The organism is Pseudarthrobacter xylosi (genome assembly GCF_055412765.1).
Genome location: NZ_JBVAYT010000001.1, coordinates 587645 through 607228, shown reverse-complemented (window position 1 = coordinate 607228; position 19584 = coordinate 587645). Strand labels below are relative to the sequence as shown.

General features: G+C 63.7%; 19 protein-coding genes. 14 read left to right on the top strand and 5 right to left on the bottom strand.

Going from position 1 to position 19584, the window contains the following annotated elements:
- Nucleotides 1-2: 2 nt before the first annotated feature.
- From ACZY1F_RS02840 to arfA, 3 genes are read left to right on the top strand one after another with little or no spacing between them, the layout of a single operon-like run.
- Entirely contained in the window at nucleotides 3-959 is a 957-nt protein-coding gene (locus ACZY1F_RS02840) for a carbohydrate ABC transporter permease (RefSeq protein ID WP_463940148.1), read from the top strand.
- 2 nt (nucleotides 960-961) lie between these two features.
- Entirely contained in the window at nucleotides 962-1858 is an 897-nt protein-coding gene (locus tag ACZY1F_RS02835) for a carbohydrate ABC transporter permease (protein ID WP_463940147.1), read from the top strand.
- Between the two features lie 60 nt (nucleotides 1859-1918).
- A complete protein-coding gene (gene arfA, locus ACZY1F_RS02830; protein ID WP_463940146.1) occupies nucleotides 1919-3457 on the top strand; it encodes an arabinosylfuranosidase ArfA in 1539 nt (512 codons plus the stop codon).
- Nucleotides 3458-3520: 63 nt separating this feature from the next.
- Here the strand turns inward: arfA and ACZY1F_RS02825 are convergent, their stop codons facing one another.
- Nucleotides 3521-4159: an isochorismatase family protein gene (locus ACZY1F_RS02825; RefSeq protein ID WP_463940145.1), complete on the bottom strand. Its 639-nt coding sequence runs from the start codon at nucleotides 4157-4159 to the stop codon at nucleotides 3521-3523.
- A 137-nt stretch (nucleotides 4160-4296) separates the two neighbouring features.
- Here ACZY1F_RS02825 and ACZY1F_RS02820 point away from each other — a divergent pair, with 137 nt between their 5' ends.
- On the top strand, nucleotides 4297-5265 hold the full coding sequence (locus ACZY1F_RS02820) for a GlxA family transcriptional regulator (protein ID WP_463940144.1): 969 nt from the start codon (nucleotides 4297-4299) through the stop codon (nucleotides 5263-5265).
- Here the strand turns inward: ACZY1F_RS02820 and ACZY1F_RS02815 are convergent.
- Complete coding sequence (locus ACZY1F_RS02815) at nucleotides 5243-5836, bottom strand: CGNR zinc finger domain-containing protein (RefSeq protein ID WP_463940143.1); 594 nt, start codon at nucleotides 5834-5836, stop codon at nucleotides 5243-5245. The genes ACZY1F_RS02820 and ACZY1F_RS02815 overlap by 23 nt on opposite strands.
- Before the next feature lie 96 nt (nucleotides 5837-5932).
- Here ACZY1F_RS02815 and ACZY1F_RS02810 point away from each other — a divergent pair, with 96 nt between their 5' ends.
- The gene (locus ACZY1F_RS02810; protein WP_463940142.1) at nucleotides 5933-7006 is read left to right on the top strand and encodes an LLM class flavin-dependent oxidoreductase; all 1074 of its coding nucleotides are present in this window, start codon (nucleotides 5933-5935) and stop codon (nucleotides 7004-7006) included.
- Nucleotides 7007-7087: 81 nt separating this feature from the next.
- Here ACZY1F_RS02810 and ACZY1F_RS02805 read toward each other — a convergent pair whose 3' ends face one another.
- The gene (locus tag ACZY1F_RS02805) at nucleotides 7088-7411 is read right to left on the bottom strand and encodes a hypothetical protein (RefSeq protein WP_463940141.1); all 324 of its coding nucleotides are present in this window, start codon (nucleotides 7409-7411) and stop codon (nucleotides 7088-7090) included.
- A 200-nt stretch (nucleotides 7412-7611) separates the two neighbouring features.
- On the opposite strand from ACZY1F_RS02805, the gene ACZY1F_RS02800 reads away from it, so the two are divergent.
- From ACZY1F_RS02800 to ACZY1F_RS02770, 7 genes are all read left to right on the top strand, one after another.
- A complete protein-coding gene (locus ACZY1F_RS02800; protein WP_463940140.1) occupies nucleotides 7612-8790 on the top strand; it encodes a response regulator in 1179 nt (392 codons plus the stop codon).
- 193 nt (nucleotides 8791-8983) lie between these two features.
- Nucleotides 8984-10024 (top strand): metallophosphoesterase family protein, encoded by a 1041-nt coding sequence (locus ACZY1F_RS02795; protein ID WP_463940139.1) that lies wholly within the window; start codon nucleotides 8984-8986, stop codon nucleotides 10022-10024.
- 256 nt (nucleotides 10025-10280) lie between these two features.
- Nucleotides 10281-11177, top strand: coding sequence for a hypothetical protein (locus ACZY1F_RS02790; protein ID WP_463940138.1), 897 nt, complete (start codon nucleotides 10281-10283; stop codon nucleotides 11175-11177).
- A gap of 3 nt (nucleotides 11178-11180) precedes the next feature.
- A complete protein-coding gene (locus ACZY1F_RS02785; protein WP_463940137.1) occupies nucleotides 11181-12185 on the top strand; it encodes a hypothetical protein in 1005 nt (334 codons plus the stop codon).
- A 434-nt stretch (nucleotides 12186-12619) separates the two neighbouring features.
- Nucleotides 12620-13975: an MFS transporter gene (locus ACZY1F_RS02780; RefSeq protein WP_463940136.1), complete on the top strand. Its 1356-nt coding sequence runs from the start codon at nucleotides 12620-12622 to the stop codon at nucleotides 13973-13975.
- The gene (locus tag ACZY1F_RS02775) at nucleotides 13972-14775 is read left to right on the top strand and encodes a putative hydro-lyase (protein WP_463940135.1); all 804 of its coding nucleotides are present in this window, start codon (nucleotides 13972-13974) and stop codon (nucleotides 14773-14775) included. The genes ACZY1F_RS02780 and ACZY1F_RS02775 overlap by 4 nt, the downstream gene beginning before the upstream one ends.
- Entirely contained in the window at nucleotides 14772-15035 is a 264-nt protein-coding gene (locus ACZY1F_RS02770) for a hypothetical protein (RefSeq protein ID WP_463940134.1), read from the top strand. Before ACZY1F_RS02775 ends, ACZY1F_RS02770 begins: the two co-directional genes overlap by 4 nt.
- A 64-nt stretch (nucleotides 15036-15099) precedes the next feature.
- Here the strand turns inward: ACZY1F_RS02770 and ACZY1F_RS02765 are convergent, their stop codons facing one another.
- Both ACZY1F_RS02765 and ACZY1F_RS02760 read right to left on the bottom strand, forming a co-directional pair.
- On the bottom strand, nucleotides 15100-16173 hold the full coding sequence (locus ACZY1F_RS02765) for a hypothetical protein (protein WP_463940133.1): 1074 nt from the start codon (nucleotides 16171-16173) through the stop codon (nucleotides 15100-15102).
- 126 nt (nucleotides 16174-16299) lie between these two features.
- Nucleotides 16300-16902, bottom strand: a complete 603-nt coding sequence (locus ACZY1F_RS02760) for a TetR/AcrR family transcriptional regulator (RefSeq protein WP_463940132.1) — start codon at nucleotides 16900-16902, stop codon at nucleotides 16300-16302.
- A gap of 83 nt (nucleotides 16903-16985) precedes the next feature.
- Between ACZY1F_RS02760 and ACZY1F_RS02755 the strand changes: the two genes are divergently transcribed.
- Complete coding sequence (locus ACZY1F_RS02755; RefSeq protein ID WP_463940389.1) at nucleotides 16986-17765, top strand: SDR family NAD(P)-dependent oxidoreductase; 780 nt, start codon at nucleotides 16986-16988, stop codon at nucleotides 17763-17765.
- A gap of 137 nt (nucleotides 17766-17902) precedes the next feature.
- Nucleotides 17903-19549 carry a serine hydrolase gene (locus ACZY1F_RS02750; RefSeq protein ID WP_463940131.1) on the top strand — a complete coding sequence of 549 codons (1647 nt, stop codon included), beginning with the start codon at nucleotides 17903-17905 and terminating at the stop codon, nucleotides 19547-19549.
- Nucleotides 19550-19584 lie beyond the last annotated feature (35 nt).

The window sequence follows — 19584 nt, the reverse complement described above, 5'->3', positions numbered from 1 at the left end:
TCATGAGTTCTTCACTAGCGTCCCGGCGCAGCACCGGCCAGCCGGACACCGCCCCAGGGATCCAACCCCAACCAAGGCGCCGACCCTCACAGAGCCGCACCAGGAGCAACCTGAGCGGCTGGGGATTCGCCGCCCCGTTCCTGGTCTTCTTCCTGGTCTTCCTGGTGTGGCCCATTCTCTACGGCTTCTACATGAGCCTGACGGGCAAATCCCTGACCGGCGCCAATGACAGCCTGATCGGCTTCGCGAACTACGCCGAGGCACTGGCCGATTCTGACATGTGGCGCTCCCTGGGAAACACGCTCTACTTCACCGTCATCAGCACCGTCCCCCTGGTCCTCGTGGCCCTGGTGATGGCGGCCCTGCTGAACGTGGGGTTGCCTGCCCAGTGGCTGTGGCGGCTTTCCTACTTTGCCCCGTACCTGCTGGCCTCCACAGTGGTTTCGCTGTTCTTCATGTGGATGTACAACCCGCAGCTTGGCCTGTTCAATGATTTCCTCGCCACGATGGGCCTCCCCAAAGTCGCCTGGCTCAACGATCCCAACGTGGCCATGTGGGCGATCGTCATCGCCACGCTGTGGTGGACGGTGGGGTTCAATTTCCTGCTGTACCTGGCCGCGATGCAGAACATCCCCGCACAGCATTACGAAGCAGCGTCTTTGGACGGCGCCGGAGCCTGGCGGCAGTTCTTCTCGATTACCCTGCCGCAGCTGACCCCCACCACGGTGATGATCGTGCTCCTCCAGATCCTCGCATCCCTGAAGATCTTCGATCAGGTGTACCAGATGACCGCCGGCGGGCCCGGAGGATCAACCCGCCCGGTGGTGCAGTACATCTTTGAAACCGGCTTCACCGGCTACCGGCTGGGGTACTCCGCAGCCATCTCCTACATTTTCTTCGGACTGATCGTGCTCATTTCGGTCATGCAGTTCGTCACCACCCGCCGCAGGAGTGCATAACCATGGCAACCCCTACCCTCACCCGTCCCACCGCACGCACCAGCACCAGCGCGGGGCTCCGCCGCCCGCGCAAGAAGATGACCGCGGGCAAGATCGCCGCGCTCGTTGTTGCGGCGTTCATCGCCGTGCTGTGGCTGATTCCGTTTGCCTGGGCCACGGCCACCGCATTCAAGACCGAGACGGATGCCGCCTCTCCCAAGGTCAGCTGGATGCCGCCGTCGGGCTTTACCGCTGACGCGTTCGTCAAGGTGTTCCAGGACGGCAACATCCCGCTCTGGACCTGGAACTCGTTCTACACGTCGGCGGCCATCACGGCGATCACGCTGGTGATCTCGGCGCTGGTGGCCTACGCCCTGTCCCGGATCGACTTCAAGGGCAAGAAGGTGCTGATGACGGTGATCATTGCCTCGATCATCATCCCGCCGCCGGTCCTCATCATCCCGCTCTTCTACCAAATGCTGGCATTGCACCTGATCGACACCTCGTGGGCCATCATCCTGCCACAGGTCATCCACCCAGCCATGGTGTTTGTGCTCAAGAAGTTCTTCGACCAGATTCCCCGCGAACTCGAGGAAGCCGCGGTGATGGACGGTGCCAGCCGCTTGCGGATCTTTACCCAGATCATCCTGCCGTTGTCCCGGCCCATCCTGGCCGCCGTCGCGATCTTCGTGTTCATTGGCGCCTGGAACAACTTCCTCTGGCCGTTCATTGCCACGAACGACGGCGCGCTCCTCACCCTCCCGGTGGGGCTGCAGACCATCAAGAGCGCGTACGGCATCCAGTACGCGCAGAACATGGCCTCCGCGCTCCTCGCGGCGCTGCCCCTGATCCTCGTCTTCCTGTTCTTCCAGCGCCAGATCATCAAGGGCGTCGCGACGACGGGACTCGCCGGAACCTGATCCGGCACCTTACTTACCACTCACCAAAAGACCTGAACCACAACCAAGGAGATACCGCACATGTCCCGCGCACGGATCACCCTCGACCGCGACTTCACCATCGGCGAAGTCCCCCGCCGCCTGTTCGGCTCCTTCGTGGAGCACATGGGCCGCTGCGTCTACACCGGCATCTACGAGCCGGGCCACCCGGAGGCCGACGAGAACGGCTTCCGCCAGGACGTGCTCAAGCTCGTCAAAGAGCTCGGAGCCACCGTCATCCGGTACCCCGGCGGCAACTTCGTCTCCGGCTACAACTGGGAAGACGGCATCGGCCCGCGGGAGAACCGTCCCCGCCGGCTGGACGGCGCCTGGCACACCGTGGAAACCAACGCGTTCGGCCTGCACGAATTCGTGGACTGGTCCCGCCAGGCCGGCACGGAAATCATGGAGGCCATCAACCTGGGCACCAGGGGAGTGGACGCAGCCCGCGAGATCGTGGAGTACGCCAACCACCCGGGCGGCACCTACTGGTCCGACCTCCGCGCCAAGAACGGCCACAAGGATCCGTTCAACATCAAGCTCTGGTGCCTGGGCAACGAGATGGACGGTCCCTGGCAGATCGGGCACAAGACGGCCGAGGAATACGGCCGCCTGGCCCAGGAAGCCGCCAAGGCCATGCGCTTCGTGGACCCGGACATCGAACTGGTGGCCTGCGGAAGCTCCAGCTCCAACATGCCGACGTTCGGCGACTGGGAGCAGACGGTCCTGACGCACACCTACGACGAGGTGGACTACGTCTCCCTCCACGCCTACTACCAGGAAAACGAGGGCGACGTCGGCAGCTTCCTCGCCAGCGCAGTGGACACTGACTACTTCATCGAGTCCGTCATCGCCACCGCCGATGCCGTGCGTGCCAAGGGTAAACACAAGAAGCACATCAACCTGTCCTTCGACGAGTGGAACGTCTGGTACCAGCGCGGCCTGGACACTGAGGACCAGCCGCACAACGTCGTCAAGGCGGGCTGGCGCGAGCACCCCCGGGTCATCGAGGACAAGTACAACGTGACAGACGCCGTGGTGGTGGGAACCCTGCTGAACTCGCTGCTCCGCCACGGCGACCGCGTCAAGATCGCCAACCAGGCGCAGCTGGTCAACGTCATCGCGCCCATCCTTTCAGAGGAGAACGGGCCGGCGTGGAAGCAGACCATCTTCCACCCGTTCGCCCGCATGGCAGAGCTGGCCAAGGGCCAGATCCTGCGCCTGTCCGTGGACTCGGACAAGTACGAAAATGTCCGCTTCGGCGGCACAGACCTGGTGGACGTCAGTGCAACATGGAACGAGGAAACGGGTCGCGTGGCACTGTTCTTCGCGAACCGCGGCCTGGAGGAAGCCGCCGACGTCGAGGTCGCCCTGCGCGGGTTCGACGCCCGCCGGGTGATCCGTGCCGAGGTCCTGGAAATTCCGGAAGGCGGGGACCGCTTCACGGCCAACACCCAAAGCAATCCGAACCAGGTGGGGCTCAAGCCGCTGGAAGGCGCGAAGGCGAGCGGCTCCGAACTGCGCCTGACGCTGCCGGCGCTGTCCTGGGCTGTCATTGAGCTGGAGGTCGTCAAGAACTGACACCGCACCACTACTGAGCGGGCGACGGCGGGAGGTTCCCGCCGTCGTCCGCTCTTAGCGGGGTTATGCCAGCGTCATGCGCGCAGTCCCGGCCATCGCGGAGCTGCCAAGATCACTCTTCTTCAGAGCCTGCTGGGCTTGGAGGGCATCGGCCCAGGCATCAGTAGTGCTGACGGCGGCCCAGTTTGAATTCAAAAGGGCGAGCAAGGTTGTGTGCACTGTCTTTGCGTCCGCGAAGCCCGCGTCGTTGGCGAGGTTGATTGCCCCCGTGGCATCTGAGAGAACTTCAGTGTTGAAGCCAAGAAACTCCGCTTCGACGGCAGAGGCCAGGACGCAGTTGTTTGTCATATAGCCGACAAGGGTGACGGTGTCGATGTTTTGCTGGCGCAGCCAATCTGTGAGGTCAGTGCCTGCGTAGACGGAGCCGTACTGCTTCACGACTCCCTTCCATGCATCGGTTCTGCGGCGTTCGATGTCGGGGTGAAGTTCGAATTCAGCTGTACCAGGTGCAAAGACCGGGGCACCTTCACCTGCACTGTGTTGCATTGCCGCAATCGGGATCCCGGCGGCCGTGGCAGCGTCGACAGCTCGGGCGATCATGGGTAGGGACTCCTGGTGCGGTGGATACTGGATCTCGAGAGGTCCGCTGAAGTACTGCTGCTGGACGTCGATGAGGATGAGTGCGCGACGAGGGGTGCTCATGTTCTAGGGCTCCAAACTAGTGGTTTACTGGCCGCCTGTTGGCTGCCACTCCATCCTTCGCTCTCCAGACAACGGCCACCAGTGGCCCGAATGCCCATATACGATGGGATCAGGCCAAAGTGGTGGAGAGGACGCAAATGCGGATCGCGGTGTACGCCTTCGACGACGTGACAATGTTCCACCTCGCGGTTCCGCAGATGGTTTTCGACGAAGTCAGGCGTCAGGGCCTCGCCGAATGGAAGACCATTCTTTTCTCCGACCAGGCGGGGCAGGTCTGCACAACGGAGGGTTATCAGCTCGGCGGGATCCAGGGCCCTCAAGCCGCAGAAGAAGCGGACGTCGTGGTGGTGCCCTCATGGTTCGGCGACGGCCGCGCTCCCAACGATTCGCTGCGCCGGGTGCTTCAGGACGCACACCAGCGCGGTGCGGCAATCCTCGGGCTTTGTCTCGGCGCTATCCCCGTAGCCGATGCCGGTTTGCTTTCGGGGCGCAGTGCAGTCACACACTGGCAAGCCTTCGAGTCCCTCGCTGTCCGGCACCCTGATGTTTTCCTCGATCAAACGGTGCTCTACATCGATCACGGTGACGTTTTGACGTCGGCCGGCACGGCTTCAGCACTGGATGCGTGCCTGCATCTTGTGCGGTCGCGCCTCGGGGCAGACGCTGCGAACAAAGTGGCGCGCAGTCTCGTCATCGCCCCGCACCGGGAGGGCGGACAGGCCCAGTACATCGAACATCCTGTGCCCCCGCGGCGCTCCTTGGATGACCCGATGGCGCGCTTGCTCGAGTGGGTTCTGGGCCGCCTGGGTGAGCCCCTCAGCATCGATCGCCTCGCCACCCAGGCGCACATGAGCCGTCGAACCTTTGTCCGCGCGTTCCGGGCATCAACAGGGACGACGCCGTCGGCCTGGATTCGCACCCGGCGACTCGACGCTGCCCGTCGGCTACTCGAAACCACCGACCTGTCCGTTGATCAGGTTGCGGCTGATTGCGGCTTCGGCAGCGCTGTGACCCTCCGACAAAACTTCGCAACAGCCTTTGCCACCACCCCCACGGAATACAGGCGCCACTTCGACGCCCGACTCAACCGGGAACCGTCGCGCTGACCTGTTTGCGGGCGTAGGCGCGGTTGGCCCGCTGCCTGGCGCCGCAACGTGTAGAGCACCACTGCCTCCTGGCGTGGGTTCGGACCATGAACCGGTCGCACGGTGAGGACGCGCAGCGCGCGACGCGATGCGCGTCCGGTCCCGTCAGTAACGCAGCTGCGTCCTCCGCAATCTGCGCCATCGCGTGATCGACGAGCTGCGTCACCGGATGGCTCGCAACCCGGCTCAGCCCTTCATGTGCGTCGTATCGCAACAGCGCCGCGCTAGGAACCGCGGTCATGGCCCGGTTGAGTCTGTCCAGGGCCCCAGGATCAGGAGCGACGCCTTGGGTGTGCGACATCAGCACCTCCCGGACGTACCCTCTCAGGTCCGTGAGCTGAAGCTGGCAGTAGGCCAGCAAACCCGTGCCTTTCGGCGCGAGTTCATGCGCAATGAGCCATGCGGTGGCGCTGTCCGGGCTGTCCAGCTCATCGGCCCGTTGCCCGGCTGCGAGCGTGACGACGCTGTTGGCCAAAGCCAGGCACAGATGCTCGGCGGTTCCAGGGGCGGGGGGAAGCGGGACCTCTGTCATACCTCTCACGGTATCAGTTGCTTTTTGCCGTGAGAACCTCTTACTGTGTTCTATCACGTTAAAAATATCCCTATGCCGTGATAAGTGAGGTAATTCATGAATCGTCCATGCCCTTCCGGCACTGCCCCCTTTGTCCTGTCGGTGCTCGACAATGCGCTGACCGGCGTCGGCTCTTCGGCTCAGGAAGCCCTCGACGAGGTCATATCGCTTGCGCGTTTGGCCGACCAGCGCAGATACCACCGGTTCTGGATGTCCGAGCACCACGCGATGCCCGGCGCCTCGATCCCGTCGCCGCAGCTCATGGTGGCGCGGCTCATCGGCGAGACCGAGCACATCAGGCTCGGCGCGGGCGGAATCATGCTGCCCAACCATGCGCCCCTGGCCGTCGCTGAGCAGTTCGGTATGCTCCACGCGCTCGCTCCGGGGCGGATCGATCTCGGCCTGGGGCGGGCTCCCGGCACCGACGGAGCCACCGCGGCGGCGCTGCGCCGTCATCACACGGCGAACGACGAATTTCCCGAGCAGATCGCGGAACTGCTTGGATTCATGGGGAACAACTTCCCGCAGGGCCACCCCTACCGGGACGTACCCGCCGTACCGGGTCCTTGGCAGGCGGAGCAGAACAGGGTCCCGCAGGCCGGGCCCGGGGCTGACATCTGGATTCTGGGATCCTCGCTCTACTCGGCCCAGCTGGCCGCCCGGCTTGGCCGGCCTTATGCCTTCGCCCTGCAGTTTGGCAGTGCCGACGTCCTGAATGCCCTGCGGATCTATCGGGAGCAATTCCGCCCCTCGGAGTTCCTGGACGAGCCGTACAGCCTGGTCAGCGTGGGTGCGGTTGCTGATGAAGATCCCGTCGAGGCGCGGCGCCAGTCGGCCACCACGGCCATGGGAATGCTAAGGATGTTCCAGCGCAAGCCCTTCTCGATCTTTTCCCCTGAAGAAGTGGAAGCCTTCGCGGCCAACTTCCACGAGCGTCAGATCCTTGAGGAATACACCGACCGTGCCCTTCATGGAACGGCGGCCGAGGTGGCCGCTGGGTTGGAGGAGCTTCATGCCCAAACGGGTTTCGACGAGGTGATGCTGGTTGTCCAAGGTCATTCGCGCCGTACCCAGGCACGCACAGTAGAGCTGATGGCAGATCACTACGACCTCGCCCTAAGAAACGCCTGACAAAAGGTAAGCGGACGACGGCGGGAGGTTCCCGCCGTCGTCCGCTCACGACGTTTTCTCTTACGGGGGCACCGCGGACCCTCAGGTGCTGATCTCCCAGTGGACCCGGATTGCATCCGCAATGCGGCCGGCTCTGACGTCGACCCGGAAAGCGACGGGCGCGGTCCCTGTCTCTTCGATGACCGAATCACGGTACACGCGGCCGCATGCGGGACACAGGGTGTGGAGATCCTCATCCGCGGGCCATTCCGCCAGCTCCGCGGGGACCGGGGTGTTCTCCCCGCTGTGGACGGGGACGCCGTCTGAGTTGGCTTGAATCAGCCCGTCCTGGCTGACGGTGTTGCCGCACACGCAGGTGATGGTGGTGACATCATGACCGATCACTTCGGCGGTTTCAGTGTCCATGATGACCTCCCGGCGCTGGAAGAGACGTGCTGTTATCAGCTTATGCCTGCTGATCCGTACGGTCTCCCTGCAATTGGAGCGCCATCCTCGCGTCCCACGGCGGATGGTGGTTTGATCCAGGCCAGCTTGGTCCGTGGGACGATAGGTCCAGCGGACCGATTGTGGGCTGGCTTCGTGACGATAAATGGCCTGGGGGCCTCATGACTGTTGATTCGAAGTGGAGTGCGCCGGGCGGGCTGGACCTCCCCGACGTGGACGCCGCGAAGATTTCCGGACCGCTGGGCAACTCCGGGGCCGCCATGACGGTGCTGGTTGTCGACGACGACGAGGGGTCCCTGCTCGTGGCGAAAGCCGCCGTCGAGAAATCCGGGCATAAGTGCATCGTGGCCGCGGACGGCGACACGGCGTGGCAGCTTTACCTGGAGCGGCGTCCCCAGGTGGTTGTCACCGACCTGATGATGCCTGGGCTCGACGGCTTTGACCTGTGCCGGGCCATTAGGGCCGCCGAAACAACCTCCTATACGTACGTGGTGCTGCTGACCTCGCACGGCGCCCAAGAGGACGTGCTCGAAGGTATGCGGGCCGGGGCGGACGACTACGTGACCAAGCCGTTGGACCCCTTCGTCCTGCATACCTGCCTGCTGGCTGCCCGGCGGGTCACGGCACTCCATGGTGCCCTGGCCGACGCCCTGGATGAAGCCAAGGACAGCAACGAACGGCTCGCTGAATTCACCGGCCGGGTCAGCCATGACCTGCGCAATCCGCTGACCTCCATCCTGGGTTATGTCGAGCTGGGTGCCACGGACGCAGAATCGGGCCAGACAGGGGAGGCTGCGGAGTACCTGGAAATCGTGGGCAGCAGTGCGCGGAGGATGCTGTCCATGGTGGAGGAGTTGCTTGCGTTCGCGTCCATCGGCGGTTCGCTGTCCAGGTCCCGGCTGTCGCTGGCGGGCCTGGTGAAGGAAGTCGCCGATGACCTGAGCCTGGGCCTGCGGGAAGCCGGCGCCGTGGTGCAGTGCGAGGACTTTGATTTCGACGCTGACGAAAGCCAGATGCGGGTAGCGCTGCAGAACTTGATCCAGAACGCGGTGGCTTACCGCCGGCCGGACGTTCCCCCGGTCATCAGCGTCACCGGGCAGGAAACCGGAGCCGGCGTCGTTGTGGTGCGGGTGGAGGACAACGGCAAGGGAATCGGCGCGGGGGACCGGCGCCGGGTGGTTGAACCGCTGGTCCGCCTGCACCGGGAAGGCGATCCTGCCGGCACGGGGCTGGGCCTGGCCACGTGTGCCAGGATCGCTGCCGCCCACGGGGGACGGCTGGAAATCTCGTCCAGCCCCAGCGGCGGGACCACCGTCAGCGTTTACCTCGGGGCGCCTTAACGCAGGCTGGCCGTGCCGCCACGGCACGGGCATTGGTCCCTCCCAGTTCACCCTCCAGCAACCGTGAGGTCCTTCACCGTTTTCCCCGAACCAGCAGTCTTTTTACGCCCCCTTTTGCCCGGCACCCCTAACCGGCCGGGCGGAGAATCCCCCGTATGCGTAGGAGTACTCCGTGAGACACAGGAACATCGCTATGCCTTCAAAGACCCTAAAAACGACGACGGCGGCTGCCGTCCTGGCGCTCGGCCTCCTTGCGTCCCAGCCCGCCAACGCAGCCAATAACACCTCTGACGCCCAGGCGTTCACCTTCGGCGTTATGGGCGACATCCCTTACGGCGACGCCGAAATCGCCAAGTTCCCCGCCCGCATCCAGGACATCAACGCCGACAGTGCGCTGAAGTTTGTCACCCACGTGGGCGACATCAAGAACGGCTCCTCGGTCTGCTCCGACGAGTACTTCGCCAACATCCGGGCACAGTTCGACACTTTCGAGCACCCGCTGGTCTTCACACCCGGCGACAACGAGTGGGTGGACTGCCACCGCACCAACAACGGCGCCTACAACCCGCTGGAACGGCTGGCCAAGCTGCGGGAGGTCTTCTTCGACAAGCCCGGCAAGACCCTGGGAGCGACCATGCCGGTCAAGACACAGGAGAAGCTTGGGCTTCCGGAAAATGTCCGCTTCACCCAGAACCGCGTGGCTTTTTCCGTGGTGAACGTCCAGGGCAGCAACAACTCGCTGCTTCCGTGGAGTGGCCTGGGCGAAACGACACCCACGCCGGAACAGTTGGCCGAAGTCGAGCACCGGACGGATGCGGTCCTGGACCAGATCCGCGAAACTTTCAGTGACGCCGAGCGCCGCAACGACCGCGCCGTGGTGTTGATGACGCAGGCGGACATGTTTGATCCCTCGCTGCTCGCCGCGGCTGCTGCCAACCCGGAAACGGTCTCCGGGTTCCGGGAGATCGTTGCAGCCATCATTGAGGAGACAAATCGCTTTGACCGTCCGGTCTATCTCATCAACGGCGACAGCCACGTCTTCGCCGAGAACCAGCCGCTGGCGGACGGCTCGCCCTGGCTGGAGGTCTACGGCCAGCCCGCCGCGGATGACCTGCAGCGCATCACCGTGGACGGATCGGCCAATGCCACCAACTACGTCAGGTTCACGGTGGCCGGCAACGGCAGAGATGGCGGGGATGTGCTGAGCTGGGAGAAGGTCCCCTTCCGCCACTAAGGACCAGACAGAAGCGGACGACGGCGGGAGCTTCCCGCCGTCGTCCCCTTGTCTGTCGTGGCGCCCGAGGTTCGTGGTGGGCAGGGGGTTCCCGGCGAGTCCGGAACCATCCGCTAATCCTGACGGATAGGGTGGCGAGCATACGCCCCGATGCGCAGGGCAGCCGGCATGGCCGCAATACAAAGGCCAGCACGTGCGCCGCATCGGAAGCCGCGGCGTTCTGGCGCGGTTTACGAGGTCGCAATTGGGGGAGGACATGACCTTGGATACAAATGGGGAATCACAACCGCGCACTGCGCGGCGCATGAGAATCATTGCCATTTCGGTGATAGCAGCGTTGGTCATCGTCCTCGGTATCTGGTTTGCTGGTTCGCGCACGGCCGGTACGGAAGGTTCGGATCTTGTCCACCTGAACAATCAACGTGTCATCTTGGACAACTCGATGAACCTGTACGAGCCTCTGGTGAGCGAATTTTCAACGCGATATGGGGATGCTTTCACAGAAGAAGCCCCTGATCAGGACAAGCAGCAGGTACTTGATCAGGAAGCCGGGCGGTTGAAACGTGAATCGAGCATCAATCTAGGGCGCCTGCAACGCATGGAGTCGTCGCCGGCACTGGACAAGCAGGAAGTTGCCGATGCGTTCAACGGATTCAAGCGCGAGTACAGTGCCGTCATTACCTACAATGATCAGCTTGCGATAAACCTGACGAACATTACGCGATCCGTTGAAGGAGCTTGTGCGTCGCTGCATTCAAAGTTGAATGTCGCCGGTGAGCTATACGCTCAGGAGTACGTCAAGGCCGCAGATGGATGCCTGGCGGCACTGTCGTCCTCCAAGGAGGGCAGCGACGAGGAAACAACTACGCTCCTCTCCGGAGTCGAAGCGCTGATTCGCAAGCAGCGGGAAAACCAACAAGCCGTGGTGGACAGTAAAGAAGGTGTGGAACGTTTTGCTGCCCACACCAAGGCGTTATTGGCAATGCTGGAGATTAATAAACCCCTCAATGAAGCGCAGACGAAGTACGAGTCTGATGTGAAGGCGAAATACGCCGAGATTGTTAATAAGGCAAACAAATCCAATTCGGACTTCGAACGGATCTTGAAGGACAGCCTTGAATCGGCGGATCCAGACATGAAGAGTGAGGGATAGGCCATGGCTTCCAGTCTGATCCGCGGCAAAGGCCGTAGGAACGTTATCGTGCTAACCAGCGTTATTGTCTCGCTGCTATTGATCGCTGCCGTCATCGTTACAATGACGAACCTGGGCAGGCAGCAGGATAGGGAGAGCCTCACGCAGCTCAAGGACGAGCAGATAAAAACACTCGTTGATGCGCGAAGCAAGCTGCAACCAGCAGCGAACACGTACCTGGCGGCATATAAAGCAGCACAAAATGCCGGCGGATCACGGGAAAAGGCTGAGCAGGAATCGAAGAACGAGCATGACGCGTTCAAAGAAGCCGAGACTTCCGCTCGCGACGCCATGGGGACATTGAAGGCTGGCCGTGGAATCAAGGAGGGCCAGGCCAGCGAGGCGGTTGCCCAGTTTGAAGACTCCTACCTGGGTTTTGTTGACTTCATGGCAGGGCTCGTCGACTCCTATCCACAGTTTGATTCGGTATTCAGAGAAGGCGACGAGAGTTGCAACGGCATCTTTATCGGTAGTCGGGCGGCCAACCTGAATGAGCGCAATGAGCTGCTTATCAAGGCTGCCGGCGTCTGTCGTAGTTCCACTGACCAGCTTGGGCAGTCAAAGAACCCTGCATATGTTGAATACGCCCGGAGGGTCGACAGGCGAGTGCGGCAGCTTGAAGTCGATGCGGCGGCCACGGCTAAAGGTGAACGGGATTACGGAACGTTCACTGTGCTCAAGGACCAGCTGGTGCAGAAGGCGGACGACGCCAAGAAGAGGAATGCGCCGGACGCAGAACTGCTGGCAATTGCTGATGAGGCGAAGACTCTGAATAAGACAATTACGGCCAACAGGTCAGAGTTTGAATTTGCCGCTAAGCGCTATACCAAGACGGTGAAGGAGATGCCCTCGCTCCTCGAGGACGTCTTCTCGAAGCACGTGTCCGGTGGGATAAAACACTACGACTCCGTGATTCCGATGCGCGTCAATGTGCTGAAGGCCGTTCTTGACGACGAACTGGTTGAATAGCCTCGCCTGGTATCCGGCTGGCAACTGGCCGGCCATCTGATGTCTTGAAATGCAGTTCGTGAAGTGTGGTAAGCGTAGGGCCCGGTTCTCCAAAGAGCCGGGCCCTACGCGTACCCGCGCCGGGGACCCTCTAAGGAGCCCGGCGCCGGCCTCCTTCTGCGAAGCCCCGCCCTCGCCTCCGAAGCTGCCGGCGGCGACTGAATCCCCCGAACCCCTTGACGAATGTGATCTGCGTCGCGTAGCTTGTTGAACAAGAGGATTGTTCTACGATCCAACGATTCGCCGCAGTTTCGACTTCCGCAGCCACCCTGACGGCAAGCCGGCCAGACGCCCAAATGTCCCACCCTGCAACGACGCGGGCGGGGCAGAAGCAGGCACACGAGCACCATCCATCCCGACCCGGATGACATCAACTCTCTTCATGGAGGATTAACATGGCCACTCCCCAAGCAATGGCCCCCGTTGACGCAAAGCCCCCGGTGGGGCGCAAGGACATGTACAAGGCATTCGCGGCCAGCCTGACCGGAACCGCGCTGGAGTTCTACGACTTCGCCGTCTACTCCGCCGCCGCTGCGATCGTTTTCCCGCTCATCTTCTTCCCGGCCTCGGACCCGGTCACGGGTACCCTGCTGGCGTTCTCCACCTACGCCGTGGGCTACATCTCCCGCCCCGTGGGCGGCATCATCTTCGGCCGGCTCGGGGACGAGATCGGCCGCAAGAAGATCCTGGTCATCACGCTGATGCTGATCGGCGTGGCCACCTTCCTCATCGGCCTGCTCCCCACATATGACGACATCGGCGTGATCGCCCCCGCCATCCTCGTGTTCCTCCGCTTCGCCCAGGGCGTCGGTGTCGGCGGCGAATGGGGCGGCGCGGTCCTGCTCTCCAGCGAATTCGGCGACCCCAACAAGCGCGGATTCTGGGCCTCTGCCGCACAGATCGGCCCGCCCGCCGGCAACCTCATGGCCAACGGTGCACTCGCCATCCTCACCCTGAGCCTGTCCGAAGAAGCCTTCCTGGACTACGGCTGGCGCATCGCCTTCCTGATCTCCGCGCTGCTGGTGGCCTTCGGCCTGTGGATCCGGCTCAAGCTCGAGGACACCCCCATCTTCAAGGCCATGGAAGCCCGGGGCGACAAGCCCAAGGCCCCCATCCGCGAAGTCCTCGCCACCCAGCGCCGGCCCCTCATCGCCGCCATGCTCAGCCGCATCGGCCCGGACGTTCTCTACGCCATGTGCACGGTCTTCACCCTCACCTACGGCATCCAGGAACTCGGCTTCGACCGCGGCCAGGTTCTCGTCGCCGTGATGGTCGGGTCAGCCCTCCAGCTCTTCACCATGCCGCTCGCCGGCGCCATCTCCGACCGCATCAACCGCCGCCTGGTCTACGCAATCGCCGCAGTGGGCGCCGCCGTCTGGGCCTACCTGTTCTTCATCATCCTCGAAGGGCGGTCCCCGGTCATGCTGATCGTGGGCATCGTGCTGGGCCTGCTCTGCCACTCGTTTATGTACGGACCCCAGGCGGCGTTCGTCGTGGAGCAGTTCTCGCCGCGGCTCCGCTCCACCGGCAGCTCACTGGCCTACACGTTCGCCGGAATCATCGGCGGCGCCATCGCCCCGTTTATGTTTACCCTCCTGCTGAGCACCTATCACAGCTGGGTTCCGGTGGCCATCTACCTCAGCGTGGCCTGCCTCCTGACCCTGGTAGGCCTGGCCCTGGGCCGCGACTCCAACGTTGCCGAGGATGAGGAATACCTGCAGACCTCTGCTGAACTTGTGGAGTCCAAGTGAGCCAGCCACACGCCCTCCTGGCCCCCGCCGACGCCCGCCTGAAGTTCCGCAATGGCCTGGTCACCCCCACCTCCGGCTGGAGCGACGGCTACACCCAGGCGAACCTGATAGCGGTGACGGCAGACTACGCCGATGAATTCATAGAATTCTGCCGGCTGAACCCGAAAGCCTGCCCCGTCATCGACGTCATCCCGGCGGGACAATACGAAAGCGCCCTGGCGCCCGGCTCCGATATCCGCACCGATATCCCCGCCTACCGGGTGTGGGTGGACGGCGAACTGGTCGAGGAGGTGCCCGACGTCGCGTCTGTTTGGCGCGACGACATGGTGGGCGTCCTCATCGGCTGCAGTTTCACCTTCGAAGCCGCGCTCGCCAGTGCAGGGATCCCGCTGCGGCACACCGAATCCGGACGCAATGTCCCCATGTACCGCACCGCCGTGGAGTGCACCCCGGCCGGCAGGATCCACGGCCCCATGGTGGTTTCCATGCGTCCGATGCTGCCCGAACTGGTTGAAACTGCCGTCAGTGTCACGTCGGAAGTGCCGAAGGTTCACGGCAGCCCGGTCCACGTCGGGTCGCCTGAGGATCTGGGCATTGCCGACATCAACCGCCCCGACTTCGGGGATGCGGTGGAGATCCGGCCAGGGGAGGTGCCGGTTTTCTGGGCCTGCGGCGTGACGCCGCAGAGCGCCGTGATGGCCTCCAGGCCCGCCTACGCCATCAGCCACGCCCCCGGGCACATGTTCATTACGGATGTTCCCGAAAGCACCTACCGGGAACCGGCAGGAGCGGCATTGTGAAAAAGAGGATCCCCGTGGCCGAGAAGCGTGCACGCCGCGTCATCAACCTGTCCGTGCCGCGTCAGCAGGCCACCGGCACACACTGCGAACTGACCGGCGTGTGGAAGAGCCCCACGGGAGCGAGCATTCAGCTGTACGAGGGCCAGCTCATTCCGAGTGATTCCGGCCGGGCCAGCGTCTGGACGTACGCGGGTCTCCCGGCAAGCAAGACGGATGCGCGCAAGGCCATCGTGGCCACTGCCGGCCACCACAGACAGTAACTACACAAACTCAAGCGGACGACGGCGGGACCTCCCGCCGTCGTCCGCTGGCGTTTTGGTACGGTCAGATGCAGGATTTGTTGTAGTCGAAGCCGCTCGCGATGTACTGGGTTAGCGTGACTTTGCCGCCGCCGGTCAGCGGGGCGTCCGCGCACTTCATTGTTGCCGAGGCCAGCGAGCTCGCGCCGGCGAGCCAGCTTTGCAGGGTGTAGAGGTTGCTTGAAGAGGGCACGGTGCCGACGATCTGGGACCATTGGTAGCTTGTTGAGTAGAGCCCTGTTTTGGCTCCGATGCTGGCGAAGTAGGCTGCCATGCCCTCCAGGTCGGCCCTGTTAGCGCTCTTGTCTGCAGACCAGGTGTTCTCGGTCTCGACATCCAGCCACCACATGTAGGAGGCGGGGTTGCTGATCCCGCGGAGGTTGGCGTCGTCATAAGCCTTGGCGTAGCCGTACATGTAAGAGCAGGCTGAACCGACTGAACCCGACTTGCATATCCCGTACGGGTTGGCCACAGTCTTCCCGGCGTAGGTATTGCTGGTGGGCCACCAGGATCCGGCCCGGCCGGGGTTACCCGTGTTGACGTAAAGCGCCACCAACGGCTGGCCTGTCCCGCCTGCGGAGGTGCGTGCCCAGGACAGCTGCGTGGCCAGGCACGGGTTGGTGTTGTTCGCCAGGCCGTTGTTCACGCCGACGATCGCGAAGGTCTGGCCCTTGGGCAGGGGTTTGCCGCACTGGGGCCACGAGACATCGACGCCTGGTCCTGCGGGCGCCACGGAGGCTGTGGCGGCGGAGGTTTTCGCGGTGGTGGTGTAGCCGGTTTTGGTTCCGGTGACGGTGACGGTGAGGGTCTTGCCGGTGTGGGCGGCGACGGGCTTGTAGGTGGCCGCGGTTGCGCCGAGGATTGCGGTGCCGTTGGCTTTCCACTGATACGCCAGGGTGACGGGCGCCGGGCCCCAGACGCCCGGGACGGAGGTGAGGGTGGACCCGACCTTTGCCGTGCCGGTGATGGTCGGCACGGGAGCCGTCAAGGCCAGTGCCGCCACCGCCTGTGATGGGGCAATCGGCGCTAGGCAAAGCATCAGCACGATGACGAGGAAGACCCGAATCGATAGGGCCCGGAAGCGGTCGAATAGCAGCATAAAATCCCCCAAAATTGCCGCGCCCGCAAGGTCAGCGCGGAACCCTGAATCTAGCACGTGAAGATACACCAAAACATACTTCAGTTCTGAAGGCACTGTGCTGAGGCCGAATCTGCTCGGGGTGGGTCAGGCTGCCGGCGGCCGAAGCACCGCGACGGCCGCCACCAGATAGGGCACCGGATCGGGATCCGTCCCCGCGGCCCACCGCATCCAGGCCTCGAACGTGGCGCCTATAAACGCGGCGCACAGATACCCCGCCTCGTCCTCGCCTACGCCTGCCGAAACAAGGTACGCCCGTGCGCGCTCGCGCTGCGGTGCCAGCGACTCGTAGCTCCTGCTGGCCAGCTCGGGATGCTCGGCGATCAGCCGCAGCCGGCCGCGCGTGACCGCCAGGTCCGGGATCACGGAAACCCCTGCGACAGCTGCCTTCCGCAGCCCCGCCAGGACGTCGCCGTCGGAAGTTTCCTGGCCGCGGGCCGAATCCAGAACCCGGCCGGAAGCCTCGACCACCGGCTCCATGCCGCCCCAGATGAGCTCCGCCTTGCTGGAGAAGTAGCGGTACAGGCTCTTTCGTCCGATGCCGGCCTCCCGCGCGATGTCCTCCATGGAGGTCTGCTCGTAGCCGCGCTCGGCGAACAGACGCAGCGCGATGGCGGCCACGGCGTCGGGATCAATCGTCACCGGGCGCCCGGTGGGGCGCGCGGCGGTGGTCAAGGCATCCGAAGGCATCCCACCAGTATTCACCCTTACATAATGACACAGAGTGTCATAAGGTGGTTGGCATTATCTCCGTCAACGTCTGGAAGGACATCATGGGCAACGAAGCTACCTGGCAGGAAACCACCACCAACGGCCGGTTCGCCGGGAAGACCGTCATCGTCACCGGCGCAGCCTCCGGCATCGGCCAGGCCACCGCCCTGCGCATCGCCAAGGAAGGCGGCCGCGTCATCGCAGCCGACATCAGCAAGGAACGGCTCGAAGACCTGATTCTTGAGAACGGAGGCCTGGACCTGGTCCCGGTCGCCGGCGACATCTCCACCGAAGAGACCGTGGCCGCCGTGGTCGCTGCCGCCGGTGGACGGGTCGATGCCCTGGCGAACGTTGCCGGCATCATGGACAACTTCGCCCCCATCCATGAAGTGGACGACGAACTCTGGGACCGCGTCTTCCGGATTAACGTCACCGCGCTCATGCGCCTCACCCGCGCGGTTGTTCCGCTGATGCTCGACGCCGGCACCGGCTCCGTGGTCAACGTCGCTTCCGAGGCCGGCCTGCGCGGGTCCGCCGCCGGCGCCGCCTACACTGCGTCCAAGCACGCCGTCGTGGGCCTGACCAAAAACTCAGCCGTGATGTACGGGCCCCTGGGACTGCGCTTCAACGCCGTGGCACCCGGCCCCACCATCACCGGCATCGTGGCCAACTGGGGTTCCCAGCTCGCGGCCGAACGCCTCGGCCCGCTGATGCAGGCCACCGTCCCCACGCCCGCCACCGCCGCGCAGCTCGCGGCCTCCATCACGTTCCTGCTCAGCGACGACGGCACCAACGTCAACGGCGCCATCCTCGCGTCCGACGGCGGCTGGTCGGCGCTGTAGGGGAGCGGTACCCAACGTCCCCCCCAACTTCGCCAACATCCATTGCCTGGCTGCAGTGCGCGGGTTCACTATGGAGGGAAACGGGACGGCCGGCTCGGTCCGGAGCGCTCACCGCCTGACGGCTCAAGGGAGAGTCCATGGACAGCACCGGATTTGTTTCCCCGAACCGACGTTCGCTGCTGAAGGCGGCCGGGATTGGGGCGGCCGGTATTGCCGCTTTGCCCCTGCTGTCCGCCTGCACGGGCGCATCCGTGCAGCCTGTGTCATCGGACTCGGCAGCACTGCTCCCGGCCCCGCCCCGGCAGGTCGAGCCGCTGCTGGACCGGCCGAAAGTCGATAATGCCTTGGCCAAGCTCGACGAATTGATCGAGGAGGCCATGGAGAGCACCGGGCTGCCGGGGATGGCCGTAGCCGTGGTGTACCGGGACGAGGTGGTGTACTCCAAAGGCTTCGGGGTCAGGGAGGTCGGAAAGCCCGAGGAGATCGATCCTGACACGGTGTTCCAGGTGGCTTCTGTGTCCAAGCCCCTGGGGTCCACCGTGGTGGCAGGGGTGGTGGGGCGGCAGGTCATCAACTGGGCCGACGCCGTCGTTGGCCATAACAAAAGCTTCGCGCTCAAGGATGACTACGTCACGCGGAATGCGAGCTTTGCTGATCTGCTCGCACACCGCAGCGGGCAGAAAACGGGCTCGGGTGACCTGCTGGAGGACCTCGGATTCGATCGGGCGTATATCTTCGCCCACCTTAATCAGGAGCCTCTTGATACATTCCGGGCCAGCTACAACTACAGCAACTTCGGCTACACGGAAGCCGGCCAGGCAGCCGCCGATGCGATGAAAATGACCTGGGACGACCTGGCCGACGAGATCCTGTTCCGGAAGCTGGGTATGTCCGCCAGCAGTTACCGCCACTCGGACTATGAGAAAGCCACCAACAAGGCCATCCTTCATGTGCCGCTCGGGAACAAGGAGTGGGCGGCGAAATACCGCCGCAACGCCGATCCCCAAGCTCCGGCAGGGGGCGCCAGTTCGTCGGTGCGGGACCTTGCGCAATGGCTCCGGCTGCAGCTCGGAAACGGCAGTTTCGAGGGCAAGCCCGTTATTGATGCGGCTGCCCTCCAAACAACCCACGTGCCCCACGTAGTCTCCGGTCCGGCGTCGGCTCCCGCTGCCCGCTCCCGTTTCTACGGGCTGGGCTGGAACGTCTCTTACGACGACCAGGGCCGTGTCCAGCTGGGACACTCCGGGGCATTTAATCTTGGCGCAGCCACCGCCGTCTCGATGCTTCCGGGTGAACAGCTGGCCATTGTGGCCCTGACCAACGGGCGCCCGCAGGGGATTCCTGAAGCAATCGCCGCTGGCTTTCTGGATGCGGCCCAGCACGGATCGCCCACGGTCGATTGGCTGCCATTCACTGCTGGCGCGTTCAAGCAAATTGACGAGTCCGAGAAGCCTGAGGTCGACTACACCAAGACTCCGCCCACCCCCTCTCCTGCCCTGGCAAACAGTGCCTACACGGGCACCTACGACAACTCCTACTATGGCCAGCTTGTTGTCCTTGAAGACGCTGGGAAACTGGCCATGAGACTGGGACCGCAAGGCAGTCCCACCACTTTCCCGCTGACCCACTTTGACGGCGACACTTTCAGCTTCGAATCCATCGGCGAAAACGCCAACGGCCTGGCCGGGGCACTGTTTGCAGCAGCACCCAGCGGCTCCTCGCCAAGCGTTACCCTGGACTTCTACGACAGGACCGGGCTGGGGACATTCACTCGGGCCTCGTAGGGCTCCGGATTCCCTGCCGCACTGTGGGGCAGCGG

Bases quoted from the DNA above. Each gene is read 5' to 3' on its own strand.
- ACZY1F_RS02810 (WP_463940142.1), top strand. From the start codon at position 5,933: ATGAATCGTCCATGCCCTTCCGGCACTGCCCCCTTTGTCCTGTCGGTG.
- ACZY1F_RS02780 (WP_463940136.1), top strand. From the start codon at position 12,620: ATGGCCACTCCCCAAGCAATGGCCCCCGTTGACGCAAAGCCCCCGGTG.
- ACZY1F_RS02790 (WP_463940138.1), top strand. From the start codon at position 10,281: ATGACCTTGGATACAAATGGGGAATCACAACCGCGCACTGCGCGGCGC.
- ACZY1F_RS02760 (WP_463940132.1), bottom strand. From the start codon at position 16,902: ATGCCTTCGGATGCCTTGACCACCGCCGCGCGCCCCACCGGGCGCCCG.
- ACZY1F_RS02840 (WP_463940148.1), top strand. From the start codon at position 3: ATGAGTTCTTCACTAGCGTCCCGGCGCAGCACCGGCCAGCCGGACACC.
- ACZY1F_RS02820 (WP_463940144.1), top strand. From the start codon at position 4,297: ATGCGGATCGCGGTGTACGCCTTCGACGACGTGACAATGTTCCACCTC.
- ACZY1F_RS02750 (WP_463940131.1), top strand. From the start codon at position 17,903: ATGGACAGCACCGGATTTGTTTCCCCGAACCGACGTTCGCTGCTGAAG.
- ACZY1F_RS02815 (WP_463940143.1), bottom strand. From the start codon at position 5,836: ATGACAGAGGTCCCGCTTCCCCCCGCCCCTGGAACCGCCGAGCATCTG.
- ACZY1F_RS02795 (WP_463940139.1), top strand. From the start codon at position 8,984: ATGCCTTCAAAGACCCTAAAAACGACGACGGCGGCTGCCGTCCTGGCG.
- ACZY1F_RS02835 (WP_463940147.1), top strand. From the start codon at position 962: ATGGCAACCCCTACCCTCACCCGTCCCACCGCACGCACCAGCACCAGC.
- ACZY1F_RS02800 (WP_463940140.1), top strand. From the start codon at position 7,612: ATGACTGTTGATTCGAAGTGGAGTGCGCCGGGCGGGCTGGACCTCCCC.
- ACZY1F_RS02825 (WP_463940145.1), bottom strand. From the start codon at position 4,159: ATGAGCACCCCTCGTCGCGCACTCATCCTCATCGACGTCCAGCAGCAG.
- ACZY1F_RS02785 (WP_463940137.1), top strand. From the start codon at position 11,181: ATGGCTTCCAGTCTGATCCGCGGCAAAGGCCGTAGGAACGTTATCGTG.
- ACZY1F_RS02755 (WP_463940389.1), top strand. From the start codon at position 16,986: ATGGGCAACGAAGCTACCTGGCAGGAAACCACCACCAACGGCCGGTTC.
- ACZY1F_RS02805 (WP_463940141.1), bottom strand. From the start codon at position 7,411: ATGGACACTGAAACCGCCGAAGTGATCGGTCATGATGTCACCACCATC.
- arfA (WP_463940146.1), top strand. From the start codon at position 1,919: ATGTCCCGCGCACGGATCACCCTCGACCGCGACTTCACCATCGGCGAA.
- ACZY1F_RS02765 (WP_463940133.1), bottom strand. From the start codon at position 16,173: ATGCTGCTATTCGACCGCTTCCGGGCCCTATCGATTCGGGTCTTCCTC.